Below are 18532 nucleotides of genomic sequence, written 5' to 3'. Positions count from 1 at the left end.
CTGGGCCTGCCCCGGCCGATCGGCTAAAGTAGCGGGCCATTCCTGCTGTCGCTGGCGGACGATGCCCGATCTCGACCTGCTGCACATTTCCCTTGCCGACCAGACGCTCTACGGCTTCGCCGCGCAGCGCCTGGTGCTGCGCCTGCCGGTCTCCACCGCGCGCAACGGCGCCGGCGAGCGCCAGGGCTCCGGCTGCACGCCCCGCGGCCTGCACCAGGTGCGGGCGAAGATCGGCGAGGGCCTGCCGTGCGGCGCGGTGCTGCGCGGCCGGCGCTGGACCGGCGAGGTCTGGAGCCAGGCGCTGCACGAGGCGTTCCCCGGGCGCGACTGGATCCTCACCCGCATCCTCTGGCTGAGCGGCTGCGAGCCCGGCGTCAACCGCCTGGGCGAAGTGGATACCTTCCGTCGCTACATCTACCTGCACGGCACGCCGGACTGCGAACCCATGGGCGTGCCGCTGTCCCATGGCTGCGTGCGGCTGCGCAACGCCGACCTGCTGCAACTTTTCCCGCGCGTGCCGCTGCACTGCCGCGTGCTTCTCGACGAAGCGCCGCAGCCGCAGTGGCGCACGGCCGAACCCTGTTAAGGATTTCCCCATGCAAGGCTCCCTGATGCTCGACATCGGCGGCACCTGGCTCACCGCCGAGGACCGCCGGATCCTGCGCCACCCCGAAGTGGGCGGGCTGATCATCTTTGCCCGCAACATCGAAAACCCGCGCCAGGTGCGCGAACTCTGCGCGGCCATCCGCGCCCTGCGCCCGGACCTGCTGCTGGCGGTGGACCAGGAGGGCGGCCGGGTGCAGCGCCTGCGCCAGGGCTTCCTGCGCCTGCCGGCGATGCGCGCCATCGCCGACAACGCCAATGCCGAGCGCCTGGCCGAGCAGTGCGGCTGGCTGATGGCCACCGAGGTGCTGGCGGTGGGCCTGGACCTGAGCTTCGCCCCGGTGCTGGACCTGGACCACCAGCGCAGCGCCGTGGTCGGCAGCCGCGCCTTCGAGGGCGACCCCGAGCGGGCCACGCGCCTGGCCGGCGCCTTCATCCGCGGCATGCACGCCGCCGGCATGGCCGCCACCGGCAAGCACTTCCCCGGCCACGGCTGGGCCGAGGTGGATTCCCACGTGGGCATTCCCGAAGACGAGCGCAGCCTCGACGAGATCCGCCGCAGCGACCTGGTGCCCTTCCAGCGCCTGGCCGGCGAGCTGGACGCGGTGATGCCCGCCCACGTCATCTACCCGCAGGTGGATGCCGGCCCCGCCGGTTTCTCGCGGCGCTGGCTGCAGGACATCCTGCGCGGCGAGCTGGGCTTCGACGGGGTGATCTTCAGCGACGACCTGTCCATGGCCGGCGCCCACGTGGTGGGCGACGCCGCCAGCCGCATCCAGGCCGCGCTCAAGGCCGGCTGCGACATGGGCCTGGTGTGCAACGACCGTGGCGCCGCCGAGCTGGCCCTGGGCGCGTTGCAGCGCCTGAAGGCGAAAGCGCCCGAGCGCCTGGCGCGGATGCGCGCCAAGGCCTGGCCGGGCATCGAGTACAAGCAGCTGCCGCGCTGGCAGCAGGCCGTGGGCGAACTGCGCGCGGCACAACTGATCGACTGAGGATTCGCCATGACCGTCTACGCCATCATCGGCGGCACCGGCCTGACCCAGCTGGAAGGCCTGACCCTGAAGGACTCGCTGAACCTGGACACGCCCTACGGCGCGCCCTCGGCGCCCATCCAGCGCGGCGAGTACGCCGGCCGCGAGGTGCTGTTCCTGGCCCGCCACGGCCACCCGCACCGCGTCCCGCCGCACCAGGTGAACTACCGCGCCAACCTCTGGGCGCTGCAGCAGGCCGGCGCCCAGGCGGTGCTGGCGGTCAACGCCGTGGGCGGCATCCACGCCGCCATGGGCAGCGGCCACCTCTGCGTGCCGCACCAGATCATCGACTACACCTACGGTCGCGAGCACACCTACTTCGCCGGCGACATCGACCACGTCACCCACATCGACTTCAGCCATCCCTACGACGAGGGCCTGCGGCAGAAGCTGGTGGCGGCGCTGCAGGCGCTGGGCCACCCGCACAGCAGCCACGGCGTCTACGCCGCGACCCAGGGCCCGCGCCTGGAAACCGTGGCGGAAATCGCCAGGCTGGAGCGCGACGGCTGCGACATCGTCGGCATGACCGGCATGCCGGAAGCCGCCCTGGCCCGCGAGCTGGACCTGCCCTATGCCTGCCTGTCGCTGGTGGTCAACCCGGCGGCCGGCAAGTCCAGCGGCATCATCACCATGGCCGAGATCGAGCAGGCCCTGCATGAAGGCATCGGCAAGGTGCGCGAGGCGCTGGCGCGGGTGCTGGCGGGCTGACGGGCCTGCCGCCGCGAATCGCGCCGGGGCGTTCGGTTATCGCGGACAGAGTCCGCTCCTACGGTTCCAGGAAGCACGGTCGGAGGAGCAACTGTCTTCTGGGCTCCCTCGTTCGCAGGGGTGACTGGATCAAAATTCGCGTCTCCCATGTCGCCCCATTGTAGGAGCGGGCCCTGCCCGCGATTCGCGCGCAGGGCGCGCTCCTACAGGGGAATGGCATGGCTCGGCCCGCGTAGGAGCGGACTCCGTCCGCGATTGGACTCACCGGCCACACCGGACACCCCGGCGGCACGAATGGCGGCGGATAACCGCGAACGGTTATTCGCCCTACGGTTGGGTGCGACCGTAGGATTCCGTCCGCGATTTCGCGCGCAGGGCGCGCTCCTACGGCAGTGGCGCGAAGAGCGCGTCTATGTCGCTGTCCTGCAGCTGCAGGCCGCTGTCCTTGCCTTCCTCCAGCACGCCGGCCGCCAGGGCCGCCTTCTTCGCCTGCAACTGCTGGATCTTCTCTTCCAGGGTGCCGCGGGCGATCAGCTTGTAGACGAACACCGGCTTGTCCTGGCCGATGCGGTAGGCGCGGTCGGTGGCCTGCTGTTCCACCGCCGGGTTCCACCAGGGGTCGTAGTGGATCACGGTGTCGGCGGCGGTGAGGTTGAGGCCCGTGCCGCCGGCTTTCAGGCTGATCAGGAACAATGGCACGCGGCCCTGCTGGAAGTCCTCCACCGGCCCGCGGCGGTCGCGGGTGTCGCCGGTGAGCAGGGCGTAGCGGATGCCGCGCGCGTCCAGTTCCGCCTGGATCAGTTCGAGCATCGAGGTGAACTGCGAGAACAGCAGCACCCGGCGGCCTTCGTCGAGCAGTTCGTCGAGCATCTCCAGCAGGCCGCCGAGCTTGCCCGAGGCCGCCGTCGGCACGGCCTCGCCCAGCAGGCGCGGGTCGCAGCAGACCTGGCGCAGCTTGAGCAGGGCCTCCAGCACCACGATATGGCTGCGCGCCAGGCCCTTGCGCTGGATTTCCGCGCGGACCTTGCTGTCCATGGCCAGGCGCACGGTCTCGTAGAGGTCGCGCTGGGCGTCGCTGAGCTCCACCCAGTGGGTGATCTCGCTCTTGGGCGGCAGCTCGCCGGCCACCTGGTCCTTCCGGCGGCGCAGCAGGAAGGGCCGGATGCGGGCATTGAGGTGGTTTAGGCGCTGGCTGTCGCCAGCCTTTTCGATGGGGTTGCGGTACAGGCGGGCGAAGCTGCGCGCATCGCCCAGCCAGCCGGGCATCACCAGGTCGAACAGCGCCCAGAGCTCGCCCAGGTGGTTCTCCAGGGGCGTGCCGGTCAGGCACAGGCGCTGCCGGGCGTCGAGCTTCGCCGCGGCCTGGGCCGACTTGCTGCTGGCGTTCTTCAGGTACTGCGCCTCGTCGAACACCGCCAGGTGCAGCGGTTGCCGGCCCAGGGCCCCGATGTCCCGCGGCAGCAGGGCGTAGGTGCTGAGCAGCAGGTCGTGCTGGCCGAGTTCGTCGAAGCCCTTGTGGCGGTCGCTGCCGTGCAGGGTGAGCACGCGCAGCTCCGGGGCGAAGCGCGCGGCCTCGTCCTGCCAGTTGGCCACCAGGCTGGTGGGCATCACCACCAGGGCCGGGCGGTCCAGGCGCCCGGCGCGCTTTTCCGCGAGGATGTGCGCCAGCACCTGCAGCGTCTTGCCCAGGCCCATGTCGTCGCCGAGGATGCCGCCCACTTCCAGTTCGCGCAGCGCCTGCATCCAGGCCAGGCCCTGCAGCTGGTAGGGGCGCAGCTCGGCGCGCAGGCCCTCGGGGCCCGGCAGGGCTGCTGCGGGTGGTCGCGCAGGCGGCGGGCGAAGCGCAGCAGGCGTTCGCCGCCCTGCCACTGCAGGGAGTGTTCGTCGAGCTGGGCGAGCAGGCCGGCATCGGCGCGCGACAGGCGCAGGCTGTTGCTGTCGTTTTCCGGGCTGGCGAGGAACAACCCTTCCAGGACGTGCAGTATCGCCTTGACCCGTTCCAATGGCAGGCTGACCTTCAGCGGCTTGCCGTCGGCCTGGCGATGCGCGTCGAGCTGTAGGGGCAGCTCGGTGGCGCTGCCATTGCGCAGCACCTCGGGGCGCTGGCGGAGCAGTTCCAGCAGCGGTTGCAGCAGGCTGACCTCCTGGCCGTCGACGCGGATGCCCAGCTCCAGGTCGAACCAGGCGTTGCCGGGCTCTTCTTCTATGTGGACGTACCAGTCCTCGATCTCGCTGAGGTCGAGGAGGAAGTCGTCGGCCATCTCGACCACCCAGCCCTGTTCGCGCAGCTTGGGCAGGCCGCGCAGGATGGTGGGCCAGAGGTCGGCATCCGCCGAGAAGACTTCGTGCTTGTAGCTCAGTGAGCTGGGGGCGTCGTGTTTGCCGAGTTTCTCCAGGCCCAGCTTCTGCAGGGCCTTGCGCAAGGCCTGCTCGACCTTGGGTTGGCGCTCGATGGTGACGAAGGTGCCATCGGCGTGGTAGCGGATCGGTTCGCCCTTGCGCGCCGGGCCGTGCACCTGCTGCCCCTGGTAGACGAAGTTCAGCGCAGCCAGGTGGTGCAGTTCGTCGACGAATCCATAGCGTTCCATGTTGTAGGAACGCTGCGTCCGGCTGGTCAGGTACAAGTGGGGAACGGGGTGGACGTCTTCCAGGCGCCGTTCCTCGTGGCTCACCGGCAGGGGCGCCTGGGGCGCCAGTTCCTTCAGTTGCAGGGCGAACAGCATGGCTTCTTCCTCGCTCACCGGCGGGGCGCTCGGCAGGTAGCTGGCCAGGGCCTCGGGCAGGCCGTGGTGCAGCGGGCCCACGCGCAGGTTCCTGCGGTCGAGGTACCAGGGTGGCGCCAGTTGCGTCAGCAGTTGCGGCCGGGGTTCGGCGTCGGTATCCCAGGCGACCCTGTAGTCTCCGTACTCGTCCCTGCGCCAGGCGAGCCGTGCGGGCAACTCCGGGCCTGGGAGCAGTTGGCTGGCCGGTGGGCCCAGTTCGAGGAACAGGCGCCCGCTGCGCAGGATCAGCTCCAGCAGTTCGGCGCCCTTGCGGCCCTTGGGCGCTACTTCGTTGACGTGGGGCTGGGTGCCCGAGGTATCCAGCGCGAGGGCCAGGATCTGCTGGTCCACGGCATCCACGTGGGGCAGGCTCAGGGCTATCGAGGCGATGCGCAGGTAGCCCTGGAACTTGCCGTCTGCCGTGTGGGCGGCCGTGTGGATCATTATCCGGCCGCTCTTGGTCAGGCGGTAGTACAGGGGGGACTGGTGCTTCGCCGCGCTGGGCGGCTGCTCCTTGAGGGCGCTGGGCAGCTTCCTCAGCCAGTGCTGCAGGTCGGGGGACAGCTCGGTGGCCACCCTGTGGGGCGGGCGGACGGCTGGCTCAGGCGCCGGGGAGGTCGGGGCATTCGCTCCTTCCAGCAGGTGCGACAGCGCCGCCGCGCAATGCTTGCAGTCGAAGCCGACCGGGCAATCGCAGTCGCAGTCGAGGGTATCGCCGCTGGCGGAAAGGCTGATGTGCTGGCGGTAGCGATTGCTGCCCGAGCCATCGCACAGGCTATCCAGCGTGCGCTCGGTCAGGCGGATGATCTGCACCCGGCCCTCGCGGGCATAGGCTTCGCCGCGGACCAGGGTGACGGCGGGGAACAGGCGGCGCCAGGGGAGGCGTCGCAGGTGCTCGACAAAGGGGACCATGGCGCGGCCTTCGTGGTTACTGCTGGTCGGGCTCGCTCGCCGGCGGGGCGTCGAAGCCGCCGTTGGCCGGGGCTTCCGGCGCGTTCTGCTGCGGCTGGCCGGCCGGCGCCTCTTCCTGCATCTCCGCCGGCGGCGGGGTGGTGGGTTTGGCGTTGAGCGGGCTGACGCGGATCAGCATGCCCAGGCTGGGATGGTCGAGGTAGGCCAGCACGTCATTCTTCAGGCTGACGTCCTGGACCATGTGCTGGCTGCCGGCGAGCAGGCCGTCGCCGCCGAACTGGTTGATCCAGAAGTCCACCTGGGTGTCGACGAAGCGCTGCTGGCGCAGGGTCAGGGTGCCTTCCACCGGGAAGTGGCCGTCCTGCTGGCGGCCCTCGTCGAGGGCGATCTTCACCGGCGCCTCGCCGATGGCCTGCTTCCAGGCCTTGTGCATCAGCACGTGGTATCCCTGGGCCTGGGCCAGCTTGTTGGCCTGGGCGTCCATCGCCGTCGGGCGGCGGGCGTCCTCGCCCAGCGGCTGGGCGCCCTTGGCCCAGTCATCGGGGGCCGGCTGGCTGGAATAGACGACGTCGCCTTCCTGCTGGAACAGGATCAGTTCGACCTGGTAGAGGTCGTCGGCGAAGCTCGCCGGGGCGATAAGGGCAAGCAGCAGCGGCAGGTAGCGGAACATACTGGTCCTTTAGGATGCGTTGGGCGCGAGGCGCTCGAACAGCGCCTCGAGGGTGTTGAAGCGTTCTTCCGGGCGCTCCATGGGCACCTGGAACTTGAACAGGGTCGCGCCTTCGAACCTGTAGCGGTTCGGCTGGCTCTGGATCAGCTTGATCAGCACCAGCGGGTCGACGCAGGTATCGGCGGCGAATTCTACCCGGCCTCCCTGCGGTCCGGCATCCACCTTGACGATGCCGAGCTTCTGGGCCTGCAGTTTCAGGAGTGTCAGACGCACCAGGTTCTTCACCGGGTCGGGCAGCAGGCCGAAGCGGTCGATCATTTCCACCTGCAGCTCGCGCAGGCCGTCCTCGTCCACCTGGTTGGCGATGCGCTTGTAGAGGATCAGCCGGGCGTGCACGTCGGGCAGGTAGTCCTCGGGAATCAAGGCCGGCACCCGCAGGTTGATGTCCGGGCCGCCGCCCAGGGGCTGCTCCAGGTTCGGCTGCTCGCCCTTGCGGATGGCCTTGACCGCGCGTTCGAGCATTTCCATGTAGAGGGTGAAGCCCACCGCCTGGATCTGCCCGCTCTGGCCTTCGCCGAGCAGCTCGCCGGCGCCGCGGATCTCCAGGTCGTGGGTGGCCAGGACGAAGCCGGCGCCCAGGTCCTGGGCGTTGGCGATGGCTTCCAGGCGCTTCTCGGCGTCGGGCGTCATCTGCTTGCGCGGCGGGGTGAGCAGGTAGGCGTAGGCCTGGTGGTGGCTGCGGCCGACGCGCCCGCGCAGCTGGTGCAACTGGGCCAGGCCGAACTTGTCGGCGCGCTCGATGAGGATGGTGTTGGCGCTGGGCACGTCGATGCCGGTCTCGATGATGGTCGAGGCCACCAGCACGTTGAAGCGCTTGTGGTAGAAGTCGCTCATCACCCGTTCCAGGTCGCGCTCGTGCATCTGCCCGTGGCCGATGCCGATGCGCGCTTCCGGGACCAGCTCGGCCAGGTCGCGGGCGCACTTCTCGATGGTCTTCACCTCGTTGTGCAGGTAGTAGACCTGGCCGCCGCGCAGCAGCTCGCGCAGCAGCGCTTCCTTGATCACCGCGTTCTGCTCTTCCATGACGAAGGTGCGCACCGACAGGCGGCGTGCCGGCGGCGTGGCGATGATCGACAGGTCGCGCATGCCGGCCACCGCCATGTTCAGGGTGCGCGGGATCGGCGTGGCGGTGAGGGTGAGGATGTCCACCTCGCTGCGCAGGGCCTTGAGCTGTTCCTTCTGGCGCACGCCGAAGCGGTGCTCCTCGTCGATGATCACCAGGCCGAGGTTCTGGAACTTGACGTCGCCCTGCAGCAGCTTGTGGGTGCCGATGACGATGTCCAGCTTGCCCTCGGCCAGTTGCCCGACCGCGCCTTCGACTTCCTTGGCGGACTTGAAGCGGCTCATCACCTCGACGTTCACCGGCCAGTCGGCGAAGCGGTCGCGGAAGCTGTTGTAGTGCTGCTGGGCGAGCAGGGTGGTGGGCACCAGCACCGCCACCTGCTTGCCGCTGTGCACCGCGACGAAGGCGGCGCGCATGGCCACCTCGGTCTTGCCGAAGCCGACGTCGCCGCAGACCAGGCGGTCCATCGGCTTGTCGGCGAGCATGTCGGCGACCACCGCGTCGATGGCCGATTGCTGGTCCGGGGTTTCCTCGAAGGGGAAGCCGGCGGAGAAGGTCGCGTAGTCGGCCTGCGGGTCCTTGAACGCGTAGCCCTTGCGCGCGGCGCGGCGGGCGTAGATGTCGAGCAGCTCGGCGGCGACGTCGCGGACCTGCTCGGCGGCCTTGCGCTTGGCCTTCTGCCAGGCCTCGGAGCCGAGCTTGTGCAGCGGCGCCAGGGCGTCGTCGCTGCCGGTGTAGCGGGCGATCAGGTGCAGGTTGGCCACCGGCACGTAGAGCTTGGCCTCGTCGGCGTACTCCAGGGCCAGGAACTCGGCGCTCTGCCCGTCGATCTCCAGGGTGATCAGGCCCATGTAGCGGCCGACGCCGTGGTCGATGTGCACCACCGGCGCGCCTTCGCGCAGCTCGGTGAGGTTCTTGATGACGTTCTCGCCGCCGTCGCGGGTCTTCTCGCGGCGCCGGCGCTGCATCACGCGCTGGCCGAACAGCGGGCTCTCGGCGATCAGCGCCACGCCCTGGGCGCCGTCCTGCAGCAGCAGGCCGTCGTCCAGCGGGGCGATGGTGATGGCCAGGCGTTCCGGGTGTTCGAGGAAGGCCGGCCAGCCGTCGACCTCGCTGGGCCGCAGCTTCAGCCGCGCCAGCAGTTCCAGCAGCACCTCGCGGCGCCCGGCGGATTCGGCGCTGAACAGGATGCGCCCGGGGAATTCCTCGATGAAGCGGCGCAGGCGCGCCAGCGGTTCGCTGGCCTTGGCCTCGATGGCCAGGTCCGGCAGCGGTTCGGCGGGGAAGCTCTCGCGGCCGACGCCCGGTTCGATGGCCTCGGCGCTGACCACCACGCGCGGCCAGTGCTTCAGGCGGGCGAAGCAGTCTTCCACCGGCAGGAACACCTCGGCCGGTGGCAACAGCGGCCGCTCGGGGTCGTAGCGGCGGTCCTCGTAGCGGCTGCGCACGTCGTTCCAGAACTGCTCGGCGGCCTGCTCGATGCCCGGCAGGGAGAACACCTGGGTGTCTTGCGGCAGGTAGTCGAACAGGGTCGAGGTCTCGCCGTCCTCGAAGAACAGCGGCAGGTAGTACTCGATGCCGGCCGGGGTCAGGCCGCTGGCCAGGTCCTGGTAGATCGGGCAGCGCCGGTAGTCGACGTCGAAGCGCTCGCGGAAGCGGTTGCGGAAGCCGGTGACCGCTTCCTTGCGCAGCGGGAATTCGCGCGCCGGCAGCAGGCGGATGCTCTGCACCTTGTCGATGGAGCGCTGGTTCTCCGGGTCGAAGGTGCGCAGCGTCTCGATCTCGTCGTCGAACAGGTCGATGCGGTAGGGCAGCTCGCTGCCCATCGGGAACAGGTCGATGAGCGCGCCGCGCACGGCGAACTCGCCGTGTTCGTAGACGGTGTCCACGCAGCGGTAGCCGGCGGCTTCCAGGCGCAGGCGCATCTGCTCGACGTCGAGCTTCTGGCCGACGTCCAGCACCAGGCTGCTGCCGAGCAGGAACCTGGCCGGCGCCAGGCGGTGCAGGGCGGTGCTGATCGGCACCACCAGCACGCCGTGCTTGAGGCCGGGCAGTTGGTAGAGGGCGGCGACGCGCTGGGAAATGATGTCCTGGTGCGGTGAAAACACGTCGTAGGGCAGGGTTTCCCAGTCCGGCAGCTGCAGCACCGGCAAATCCGGGGCGAAGAAATGCAGCTCCTGCTCCAGCCGTTCGGCGCTCTGGCTGTCGGCGGTGAGCAACAGGGTGAATCGTTTCGCCGGGGCGGCGGCTTCGGCGATCGCCAGGCTCAGGGCGGCGCCGGGCAGGTTGCCCCAGGCTTGCTTGCCGGCCGCGGCCGGCAGGGCGGGAATACGCAATACGGACACGGGCGTAGCGGGCTCCGGTCGGAAATTTGACCGGGTGGATTGTAACTATCCCGATTGACGGCTGTCAGTCTTTGCAGCGGTGCAGATTGCCGACGATGGCCTGCACCGTCATAATGTAGCCCCTTTTTTCTTCTCCTACATGTGGAAGGTAATGCCCGTGAATCAGAAGCCCGACCAGTGTCTCGGTGAGTGGATCGATCGTGAAGCCCTCGCGGAAGCCATGATTCCGCTGATCGGCCAGCTCTACCGCAACAACAACGTGGTGACCTCGATCTACGGCCGTGGCCTGATCAACCGTTCGGTGATCGACATCCTCAAGGCTCACCGTTTCGCCCGCCACCGCCTGGCCGGCGAAGCCGAGCTGTCGGTCCACGACACCTTCCCCATCCTCAAGACCATGAGCGACCTGAAGCTCGGCGCAGCTTCCGTCGACCTGGGCAAGATGGTCGCCAAGTTCAAGGCCGAGGGTAACGGCCGCAGCATCGAGCAGTTCACCAAGGACGAGCTGGCCGACGTGGTCGGCAAGCAGAACGGCGCCGCCCGCGAAGGCACCGACGTCGTGCTGTACGGCTTCGGCCGCATCGGCCGCCTGCTGGCGCGCGTCCTGATCGAGAAGACCGGTGGCGGCGACGGCCTGCGCCTGCGCGCCATCGTCGTGCGCAAGGGCGCCGAGAACGACCTGGTCAAGCGCGCCAGCCTGCTGCGCCGCGATTCCGTGCATGGCAAGTTCAACGGCACCATCACCATCGATGAGGCCAGCAACACCATCACCGCCAACGGCAACCTGATCCAGGTGATCTACTCCAACGATCCGTCCTCGGTGGACTACACCCAGTACGGCATCAAGAACGCCCTGCTGGTGGACAACACCGGCAAGTGGCGCGACGCCGAGGGCCTGGGCCAGCACCTGAAGTGCCCGGGCGTCGACCGCGTGATCCTCACTGCCCCGGGCAAGGGCGCGCTGAAGAACATCGTCCATGGCATCAACCATGGCGACATCACCGCCGACGACAAGATCGTCTCCGCCGCTTCCTGCACCACCAACGCCATCGTGCCGGTGCTGAAGGCTGTCGATGACCAGTACGGCATCGTCAACGGCCACGTCGAGACCGTTCACTCGTACACCAACGACCAGAACCTGATCGACAACTTCCACAAGGGCAGCCGCCGCGGCCGCAGCGCTCCGCTGAACATGGTGATCACCGAGACCGGTGCCGCCACCGCCGCCGCCAAGGCCCTGCCGGTACTGAAGGGCAAGCTGACCGGCAACGCCATCCGCGTTCCCACCCCGAACGTGTCCATGGCCATCCTCAACCTGAACCTGAACAAGTCGACCTCCCGCGAGGAGATCAACGAGTACCTGCGCCAGATGGCCATGCACTCGGACCTGCAGAAGCAGATCGACTTCGTCAGCTCCCAGGAAGTGGTCTCCACCGACTTCGTCGGCTCCCGCCACGCCGGCGTGGTCGATGCCGAAGCCACCATCTGCAACGACAACCGCGTCGTGCTGTACGTGTGGTACGACAACGAGTTCGGCTACAGCTGCCAGGTGATCCGCGTGATGGAAGAGATGGCAGGGGTCAACCCGCCGGCCTTCCCGCGCTAAGCCAGGTCTGAAAATGGAAAACGGGAGCTCTCGGGCTCCCGTTTTTCGTTAGTCTTCCGCGTACCCCGCGACCCATAAGCATAAAAAGAAAGCCAACCCCTCTACCGAGGAACCCCGCAATGGATGGACACCCCCATCTGCACGAAGGCTCGCTCAAGCGCGGCCTGAAGAACCGCCACATCCAGCTGATCGCCCTGGGTGGCGCCATCGGTACCGGCCTGTTCCTGGGCTCGGCCGGTGTCCTGCAATCCGCCGGCCCGTCGATGATCCTCGGCTACGCCATCGGCGGTTTCATCGCCTTCCTGATCATGCGCCAGCTCGGCGAGATGATCGTCGAGGAGCCGGTCGCCGGCTCCTTCAGCCACTTCGCCCACAAGTACTGGGGCGGCTTCGCCGGCTTCATGTCCGGCTGGAACTACTGGGTGCTGTACATCCTGGTCGGCATGTCGGAACTGACGGCGGTCGGCAAGTACATCCAGTTCTGGTGGCCGGACTTCCCCACCTGGGCCACCGCGGCGATCTTCTTCGTGCTGATCAACGCCATCAACCTGTTCAACGTGAAGGCCTTCGGCGAGACCGAGTTCTGGTTCGCCATCATCAAGGTCGCCGCCATCATCGGCATGATCCTGCTCGGCATCTGGCTGCTGGCCAGCGGCCACGGCGGCCCGCAGGCCTCGGTGAGCAACCTGTGGAGCCACGGCGGCTTCTTCCCCAACGGCATTTCCGGCCTGGTGATGGTCCTGGCGATCATCATGTTCTCCTTCGGCGGCCTGGAGCTGGTGGGCATCACCGCGGCCGAGGCCGCGGAACCGAAGAAGGTGATCCCCAAGGCGATCAACCAGGTGATCTACCGCATCCTGATCTTCTACATCGGCGCCCTGGCCGTGCTGCTCTCGCTGTACCCGTGGGACGCGCTGCTGCAGAGTATCAACAGCTCCGGCGACCCCTACAGCGGCAGCCCCTTCGTGAAGGTGTTCTCGCTGCTGGGCAGCGACGTGGCGGCCAACGTGCTGAACTTCGTGGTGCTGACCGCGGCGCTGTCGGTCTACAACAGCTGCGTGTACTGCAACAGCCGCATGCTCTTCGGCCTGGCCGAGCAGGGCGACGCCCCGCGCGCCTTCGCCAAGGTCGACGACCGCGGCGTGCCGCTGCTGGCCATCGGCGTCTCGGCCTTCATCACCCTGGCTTGCGTGGTGGTCAACTACGTGATCCCGCACCAGGCGCTGGAGCTGCTGATGTCCCTGGTGGTGGCGGCGCTGGTGATCAACTGGGCGATGATCAGCCTGGCCCACCTGATGTTCCGCCGCGCCAAGGACCGTGAGGGCGTGAAGACCTCGTTCCGTTCGCTGTTCTATCCGTTCAGCAACTGGCTGTGCCTGGCCTTCGTGGTGTTCATCCTCGGCATCATGCTGCAGATCCCGGGCATCGACGTGTCGGTGTATGCCATCCCGGTGTGGGTGGTGCTGATGGGCCTGTGCTACCTGGTCAAGCGCAAGGGCGAGGCCCGGGCTACCGCCTGATCCCGCCGGCGCTGGACGAGAAAGGGCCGCACTCCTACCGGGGGGCGGCCTTTTTGTTTGCAACGGCGGATAACCGCGAACGGTTATGCGCCCTACGCACCGATGTTTCGCTGGAAAACGCTCTTGTAGGCGCGAGCTTGCTCGCGAACCCTGGGTTTCCGCGTTCGCGATAGTTCGTAGGGCGCATAACGCCTACGGCGTTATCCGTCAAATCGCGGACAGAGTCCGCTCCTACGGTTCCAGGCGAGCGTGGCTTCTCGTAGGAGCGAGCTTGCTCGCGAACAAACGCGGTGCCATGCGGTTCGCGAGCAAGCTCGCTCCTACGAAGAGCAACTAGGCGCAGGCCGCGAGACAGTTGCTCCTACGGTTCCAGGCAGCACGGACGTAGGACTCCGTCCGCGATTGGATTCACCGGCCACGCCGGACGCTCCGGTAGCATGGCCAACGGCGGATAACCGCGAACGGTTATTCGCCCTACGGGTCGTAGGACTCCGTCCGCGATCGGCGCCACCGGCTGTGCTGTAGCACTGCCTGTGCCGCACTACAGCCGCCCGTCGTGGTAATCCCGCGCCACCGCCTCCAGCCCGGCCAGGGCGAACAGTTGCAGGTGGCGGGCGAGGTCTTCCGCCGGTTGCTCGAACAGTCCGGTCAGCGGCGTGGGGATTTCCCGGCTGATGACCTGCAGCGTCAGGTAGGGCGCTATCACGCTGAACAGGCAGCGCAGCAGCGCCGGTTCCTGGGCGGGGATGCCGGTGAGTTCGCCCAGCAGGGCCATCACCAGGCGCACCTTGGGCATGGCCTCCTGGTCGATGAGTTCGGAGAGGAAGGGCGACGGCGTCAGCAGCTCGCGGGCCCACAGGCGCGCCTGCCAGCGCTGGCCGTTGGCGACGTTGAGGGTCAGCGCCCCGATCAGGCCGGCGAGCTTGTCGCGGGGCGGGCGCTCGTTGCGGGTCAGCTGTTCGAGCTGGTCGTAGCCGATCAGGTGCTTGTGCATGTCCTGCAGCACCGCGCGGTAGAGCCCGTCGCGGCTGCCGAAGTGGTAGTTCACCGCGGCCATGTTGCACTGCGCGCGCTGGCAGATGGCCTTGCTGGTGGTGTCGGCGTAGCCACGCTCGGCGAACAGTTCGCCGGCCGCCAGGAGAATGCGCCGGCGGGTGGCTTCGCCGTCCTGGCGGGGGGCGCGTTGCGGCGCTTGGCGGGGCTTGGAGGGAGAGCTAGGCATGACTGCACCCTGCTGGATCAGGTGTAGCAGACTAAAGCCTGTATAGATCAAATTCAAATTTGAATTACTGGTCTATGCTTGTATGCTTGTTTCTCGTCGCCACTGGCTAGCGGGTCGTCATCATGCGCAAGAAGCTCATCGTTGTCCTGGCATTGCTCGCCGTAGCAGGCCTGGGGGCCTGGTACTACTTCCACTCGAAGGCCGAGCAGGGCGGCGACCTGGTGCTCTACGGCAATGTCGACATCCGCCAGGTGTCCCTGGCCTTCACCGGCAGCGAGCGCATCGCCGAGATGCGCGTGGAGGAGGGCGACGCGGTCAGGGCCGGGCAGGTCCTGGCCAGCCTCGACAGCCGCACCCTGAAGCTGCAGATCGACCAGGCCAGGGCGCAGATCGCCGCCCAGGAAGCCAACGTGCTGCGCCTGCACAACGGCTCGCGCCCCGAGGACATCGACCGCGCCAAGGCCCAGGTCGACGCGGCCAAGGCCCAGGTCGAACTGGCCGGCATCCAGCTGCGCCGCCTGCAGGGCATCCGCGCCAACAGCCCCGGCGGGCGCGCGGTCAGCCAGCAGGACCTGGACAACGCCGCCGCCCAGCTGAAGGTCAACCAGGCCCAACTGGAGGATGCGCAGAAGGCCCTGCGCCTGGCGAGGATCGGCCCGCGCGCCGAGGACATCGCCCAGGCCGAGGCCCAACTGCAGGGCGCCCGCGCCCAGCTCGCGCTGCTGCAGCACAACCTCGACGAGACCCAGCTGCGCGCCCCGCAGGACGCCACGGTGCGCTCGCGCCTGCTGGAGCCGGGCGACATGGCCTCGCCGCAGCGCGCGGTCTATGCCCTGGCCATCACCGACCCGAAATGGGTGCGGGTGTACGTCAACGAGACCCAGCTCGGCCACATCAAGCCCGGCATGCGCGCCAGCGTGACCACCGACAGCCATCCGGACCAGCCGGTGCAGGGGCACGTCGGCTTCATCTCCGACGTCGCCGAGTTCACCCCCAAGGCCGTGCAGACCGAGGAATTGCGCACCGCGCTGGTCTACGAGGTGCGGGTGGTGGTCGAGGACAGGGACAACCGCCTGCGCCTGGGCATGCCGGCCACGGTGCGCATCGCCGAGGGCGACCAGGTGCGCGACGGGAAGGCCGATTGATGGAGCGGGTGATAGACGCCCGCGGCGTCGCCAAGCGCTTCCTGGTCAAGGAGTCCGGGCAGACCGTGCAGGCCCTGCACGGCCTCGACCTGCAGGTGCGCAAGGGCGCGCTGACCGCCCTGGTGGGCCCGGACGGCGCCGGCAAGACCACCTTCCTGCGCCTGGTGGCCGGGCTGCTGCGGGCCGACGGCGGCGAGCTGGAGGTGCTCGGCGTCGACGTCAGGGCGCAGCCGCAGCGGGTGCAGGACCTGATCAGCTACATGCCGCAGCGCTTCGGCCTCTACGAGGACCTGAGCGTGCAGGAGAACCTCGACCTCTACGCCGACCTCCACGGCGTCGGCGCGCAGCAGCGCCGCCAGCGCTTCGAGCGCCTGCTGGCGATGACCGACCTGGCGCACTTCACCGACCGCCCGGCAGGCAAGCTGTCCGGCGGCATGAAGCAGAAGCTCGGGCTGGCCTGCACCCTGGTGCGCTCGCCGCAACTGTTGCTGCTGGACGAGCCGACCGTGGGCGTCGACCCGCTGTCGCGCCGCGAGCTGTGGGAGATCGTCCAGCAACTGGTGGAGGAGGAGAGCCTGAGCGTGCTGCTGACCACCTCATACATGGACGAAGCCGAGCGCTGTTCCGAGGTGTACCTGCTGCACCAGGGCCAATTGCTGGCCCAGGGCCTGCCCGAGGACATCCGCCGGCATGCCGACGGCCTCTGCCGCATCGCCGTGCCGCCGGCCGGCCAGCCGGCGCGCAAGCTGCAGGCGCGGCTGCTGGATGACCCGCAGGTGATCATCGACGCGGTGCCCCAGGGCGGCGAGGTGCGTTTCATCCGCCAGCGCGATGCCGATGAAAAGCGCCTGGACGAACTGCTCGACGGCGCCCCGGTGCGCGAGGTGGAAGCGCGCCTGGAGGACGGCTTCATGGTCCTGCTGCGGGCCAGGAGCGGCGCCGAGCAGGTGGACATCGAGGCGCTCAAGGCCGCCGCGCCGGGCAGCACGTCCGACAACGGCGAGGCGGTGATCGAGGTGAAGGACCTGGTGCGCAGGTTCGGCGACTTCACCGCCGTGGACCGCACCAGCTTCAGCGTGGCCCGCGGCGAGATATTCGGCCTGCTGGGGCCCAACGGCGCCGGCAAGACCACCACCTTCCGCATGCTCTGCGGGCTGCTGCCGGCGTCCTCCGGCAGCCTGCAGGTGGCCGGCGTCAACCTGCGCCACGCCCGCGCCCAGGCGCGCCGGCGCATCGGCTACGTGTCGCAGAAGTTCTCGCTGTACGGCAACCTCTCGGTGCGCGAGAACCTGCAGTTCTTCGGCGGCGCCTACGGCCTGTCCGGCAAGCAGCTGGGCCGGCGCATGGACGAGGTGTCGCGGCAGTTCGACCTCTCCGGCCACGAGGGCGAGCCCAGCGGCCAGCTGCCCGGCGGCTACAAGCAGCGCCTGGCCATGGCCGTGGGCCTGCTCCACGAGCCGGAAATCCTCTTCCTCGACGAACCCACCAGCGGCGCCGACCCCCTGGCCCGGCGCGGCTTCTGGCAGCGCATCACGGCGCTGGCGGCCGGCGGCACCACCATCATCATCACCACCCACTTCATGGAAGAGGCCGAGTACTGCGACCGCATCGTCATCCAGGACGCCGGGCGCATCCTCGCCATGGGCACGCCGCAGCAGGTGCGCGAGCAGGCCGGCGGCCAGGCGAACATGGAGCAGGCCTTCATCGAGATCGTCGAGCAGGCCCGCCAGCACGCCCGGGAGGCCCGCGCATGAGCGATGCGGCGAATGGTTCGTTCTGGCGCCGGCTCCTCTCGCTGACGCGCAAGGAGGTGCGCCAGCTGCTGCGCGACCGCAGCAACCTGATGATCGGCATCGGCCTGCCCATCGCGCTGATCCTGATCTTCGGCTACGGCCTGTCGCTGGACGTGCGCCACAGCCTGGTGGCGGTGGTGCAGGACGACCCGGCGCCCCAGGCTCGCGACCTGCTGGCCAGCATCAGCCGCTCGGAGTACCTGCAGCCGCTGCCGCTGAAGTCCTTCGAGGAAGGCCGGCGGATGCTGGAATCGCGCCAGGCCGACGCCCTGGTCTACCTGCCTGGCGACTTCAGCCGCCGCCTGCAGGACGGCAACGCCCAGGTGCTGGTGCTGGTGCAGGGCTCCGACGCCACCCGCGCCTCGGGGGTGAGCAACTACCTGAACCAGGCCCTGGCGCTGTGGGGCGAGAAGCAGGCGGCGCGCAACGCCGGGCTGCAGGCCGGCGGCGTGCGCATCGAGCAGCGCATGTGGTTCAACGCCGCCAACACCAGCACCTGGTACCTGGTGCCGGGGCTGATCGTGCTGATCATGACGCTGGTGGGCGCTTTCCTCACCGCCCTGGTGATGGCCCGCGAGTGGGAGCGCGGCACCCTGGAGGCGCTGTTCGTCACCCCGGTGCGCTCGGTGGAGATCCTCCTGGCGAAGATCATCCCCTGCTTCCTGGTCGGCCTGCTGGGCCTGGCGCTGTGCCTGCTGGCGGCGCGCTTCCTGTTCCACGTGCCCATGTACGGCTCGCTGCTGGCGCTGCTGGTCAGCTCCATGCTCTACCTGTTCGTCGCCCTGGGCATCGGCCTGCTGATCTCGGCGGTGACCAAGAACCAGTTCCTCGCCAGCCAGATTTCCCTGCTCGCCAGCTTCCTCCCGGCGATGATGCTCTCGGGCTTCATCTTCGACCTGCGCAACGTGCCCACCGCCGTGCGGGTGATCGGCAACCTGCTGCCGGCCACCTACTTCATGGAACTGGTGAAGTCGCTGTTCCTGGCCGGCGACTTCTGGCCGCTGATCCTGCGCAACTGCCTGATCCTCGCCGGCTACGCCGTGGTCCTGCTGGGCCTGGCGCGGCTGGCCACGCGCAAGAGGCTGGACTGAG

Annotated in this window: 11 protein-coding genes and 1 pseudogene; 8 read left to right on the top strand and 4 right to left on the bottom strand. The window is 68.6% G+C overall.

The annotated features are described in order from the left end of the window. Positions 1-61 precede the first annotated feature (61 nt). Genes PKO50_RS21585 through PKO50_RS21575 form a run of 3 tightly spaced genes read left to right on the top strand, consistent with a single transcriptional unit; the run spans position 62 to position 2342 of the window. Positions 62-586 (top strand): L,D-transpeptidase, encoded by a 525-nt coding sequence (locus tag PKO50_RS21585; RefSeq protein WP_275627192.1) that lies wholly within the window; start codon positions 62-64, stop codon positions 584-586. A 10-nt stretch (positions 587-596) separates the two neighbouring features. Beyond that, positions 597-1595, top strand: a complete 999-nt coding sequence (gene nagZ, locus PKO50_RS21580) for a beta-N-acetylhexosaminidase (protein ID WP_275627191.1) — start codon at positions 597-599, stop codon at positions 1593-1595. 9 nt (positions 1596-1604) lie between these two features. Continuing rightward, entirely contained in the window at positions 1605-2342 is a 738-nt protein-coding gene (locus PKO50_RS21575; protein ID WP_275627190.1) for an S-methyl-5'-thioinosine phosphorylase, read from the top strand. A 384-nt stretch (positions 2343-2726) separates the two neighbouring features. Here PKO50_RS21575 and PKO50_RS21570 read toward each other — a convergent pair. From PKO50_RS21570 to mfd, 3 genes and pseudogenes are all read right to left on the bottom strand, one after another. Then, positions 2727-6016: pseudogene (locus tag PKO50_RS21570) on the bottom strand (DEAD/DEAH box helicase). Positions 6017-6032: 16 nt separating this feature from the next. Next, entirely contained in the window at positions 6033-6686 is a 654-nt protein-coding gene (locus PKO50_RS21565) for a CsiV family protein (protein WP_089392624.1), read from the bottom strand. A 9-nt stretch (positions 6687-6695) separates the two neighbouring features. Next, a complete protein-coding gene (gene mfd, locus PKO50_RS21560; RefSeq protein WP_275627189.1) occupies positions 6696-10154 on the bottom strand; it encodes a transcription-repair coupling factor in 3459 nt (1152 codons plus the stop codon). Positions 10155-10293: 139 nt separating this feature from the next. Between mfd and PKO50_RS21555 the strand changes: the two genes are divergently transcribed. Together PKO50_RS21555 and PKO50_RS21550 are read left to right on the top strand one after the other, a co-directional pair. Beyond that, the gene (locus PKO50_RS21555; RefSeq protein WP_275627188.1) at positions 10294-11760 is read left to right on the top strand and encodes a glyceraldehyde-3-phosphate dehydrogenase; all 1467 of its coding nucleotides are present in this window, start codon (positions 10294-10296) and stop codon (positions 11758-11760) included. Positions 11761-11879: 119 nt separating this feature from the next. After that, positions 11880-13280, top strand: coding sequence for an amino acid permease (locus PKO50_RS21550; protein WP_109933470.1), 1401 nt, complete (start codon positions 11880-11882; stop codon positions 13278-13280). Between the two features lie 541 nt (positions 13281-13821). Here the strand turns inward: PKO50_RS21550 and PKO50_RS21545 are convergent. Next, positions 13822-14502: a CerR family C-terminal domain-containing protein gene (locus PKO50_RS21545; RefSeq protein ID WP_109936804.1), complete on the bottom strand. Its 681-nt coding sequence runs from the start codon at positions 14500-14502 to the stop codon at positions 13822-13824. Positions 14503-14624: 122 nt separating this feature from the next. On the opposite strand from PKO50_RS21545, the gene PKO50_RS21540 reads away from it, so the two are divergent. Genes PKO50_RS21540 through PKO50_RS21530 form a run of 3 tightly spaced genes read left to right on the top strand, consistent with a single transcriptional unit; the run spans position 14625 to position 18531 of the window. Next, entirely contained in the window at positions 14625-15647 is a 1023-nt protein-coding gene (locus PKO50_RS21540; RefSeq protein ID WP_109936805.1) for an efflux RND transporter periplasmic adaptor subunit, read from the top strand. Then, on the top strand, positions 15647-17401 hold the full coding sequence (locus tag PKO50_RS21535) for an ATP-binding cassette domain-containing protein (RefSeq protein ID WP_275627187.1): 1755 nt from the start codon (positions 15647-15649) through the stop codon (positions 17399-17401). The genes PKO50_RS21540 and PKO50_RS21535 overlap by 1 nt, the downstream gene beginning before the upstream one ends. Next, positions 17398-18531, top strand: a complete 1134-nt coding sequence (locus PKO50_RS21530; RefSeq protein ID WP_109936807.1) for an ABC transporter permease — start codon at positions 17398-17400, stop codon at positions 18529-18531. Before PKO50_RS21535 ends, PKO50_RS21530 begins: the two co-directional genes overlap by 4 nt. Position 18532 lies beyond the last annotated feature (1 nt).

It is taken from the genome of Pseudomonas sp. 273 (assembly GCF_029201425.1).
Taxonomy (GTDB): Bacteria; Pseudomonadota; Gammaproteobacteria; order Pseudomonadales; family Pseudomonadaceae; genus Pseudomonas; species Pseudomonas delhiensis.
This window is presented reverse-complemented; position numbering and strand designations above follow the sequence as displayed.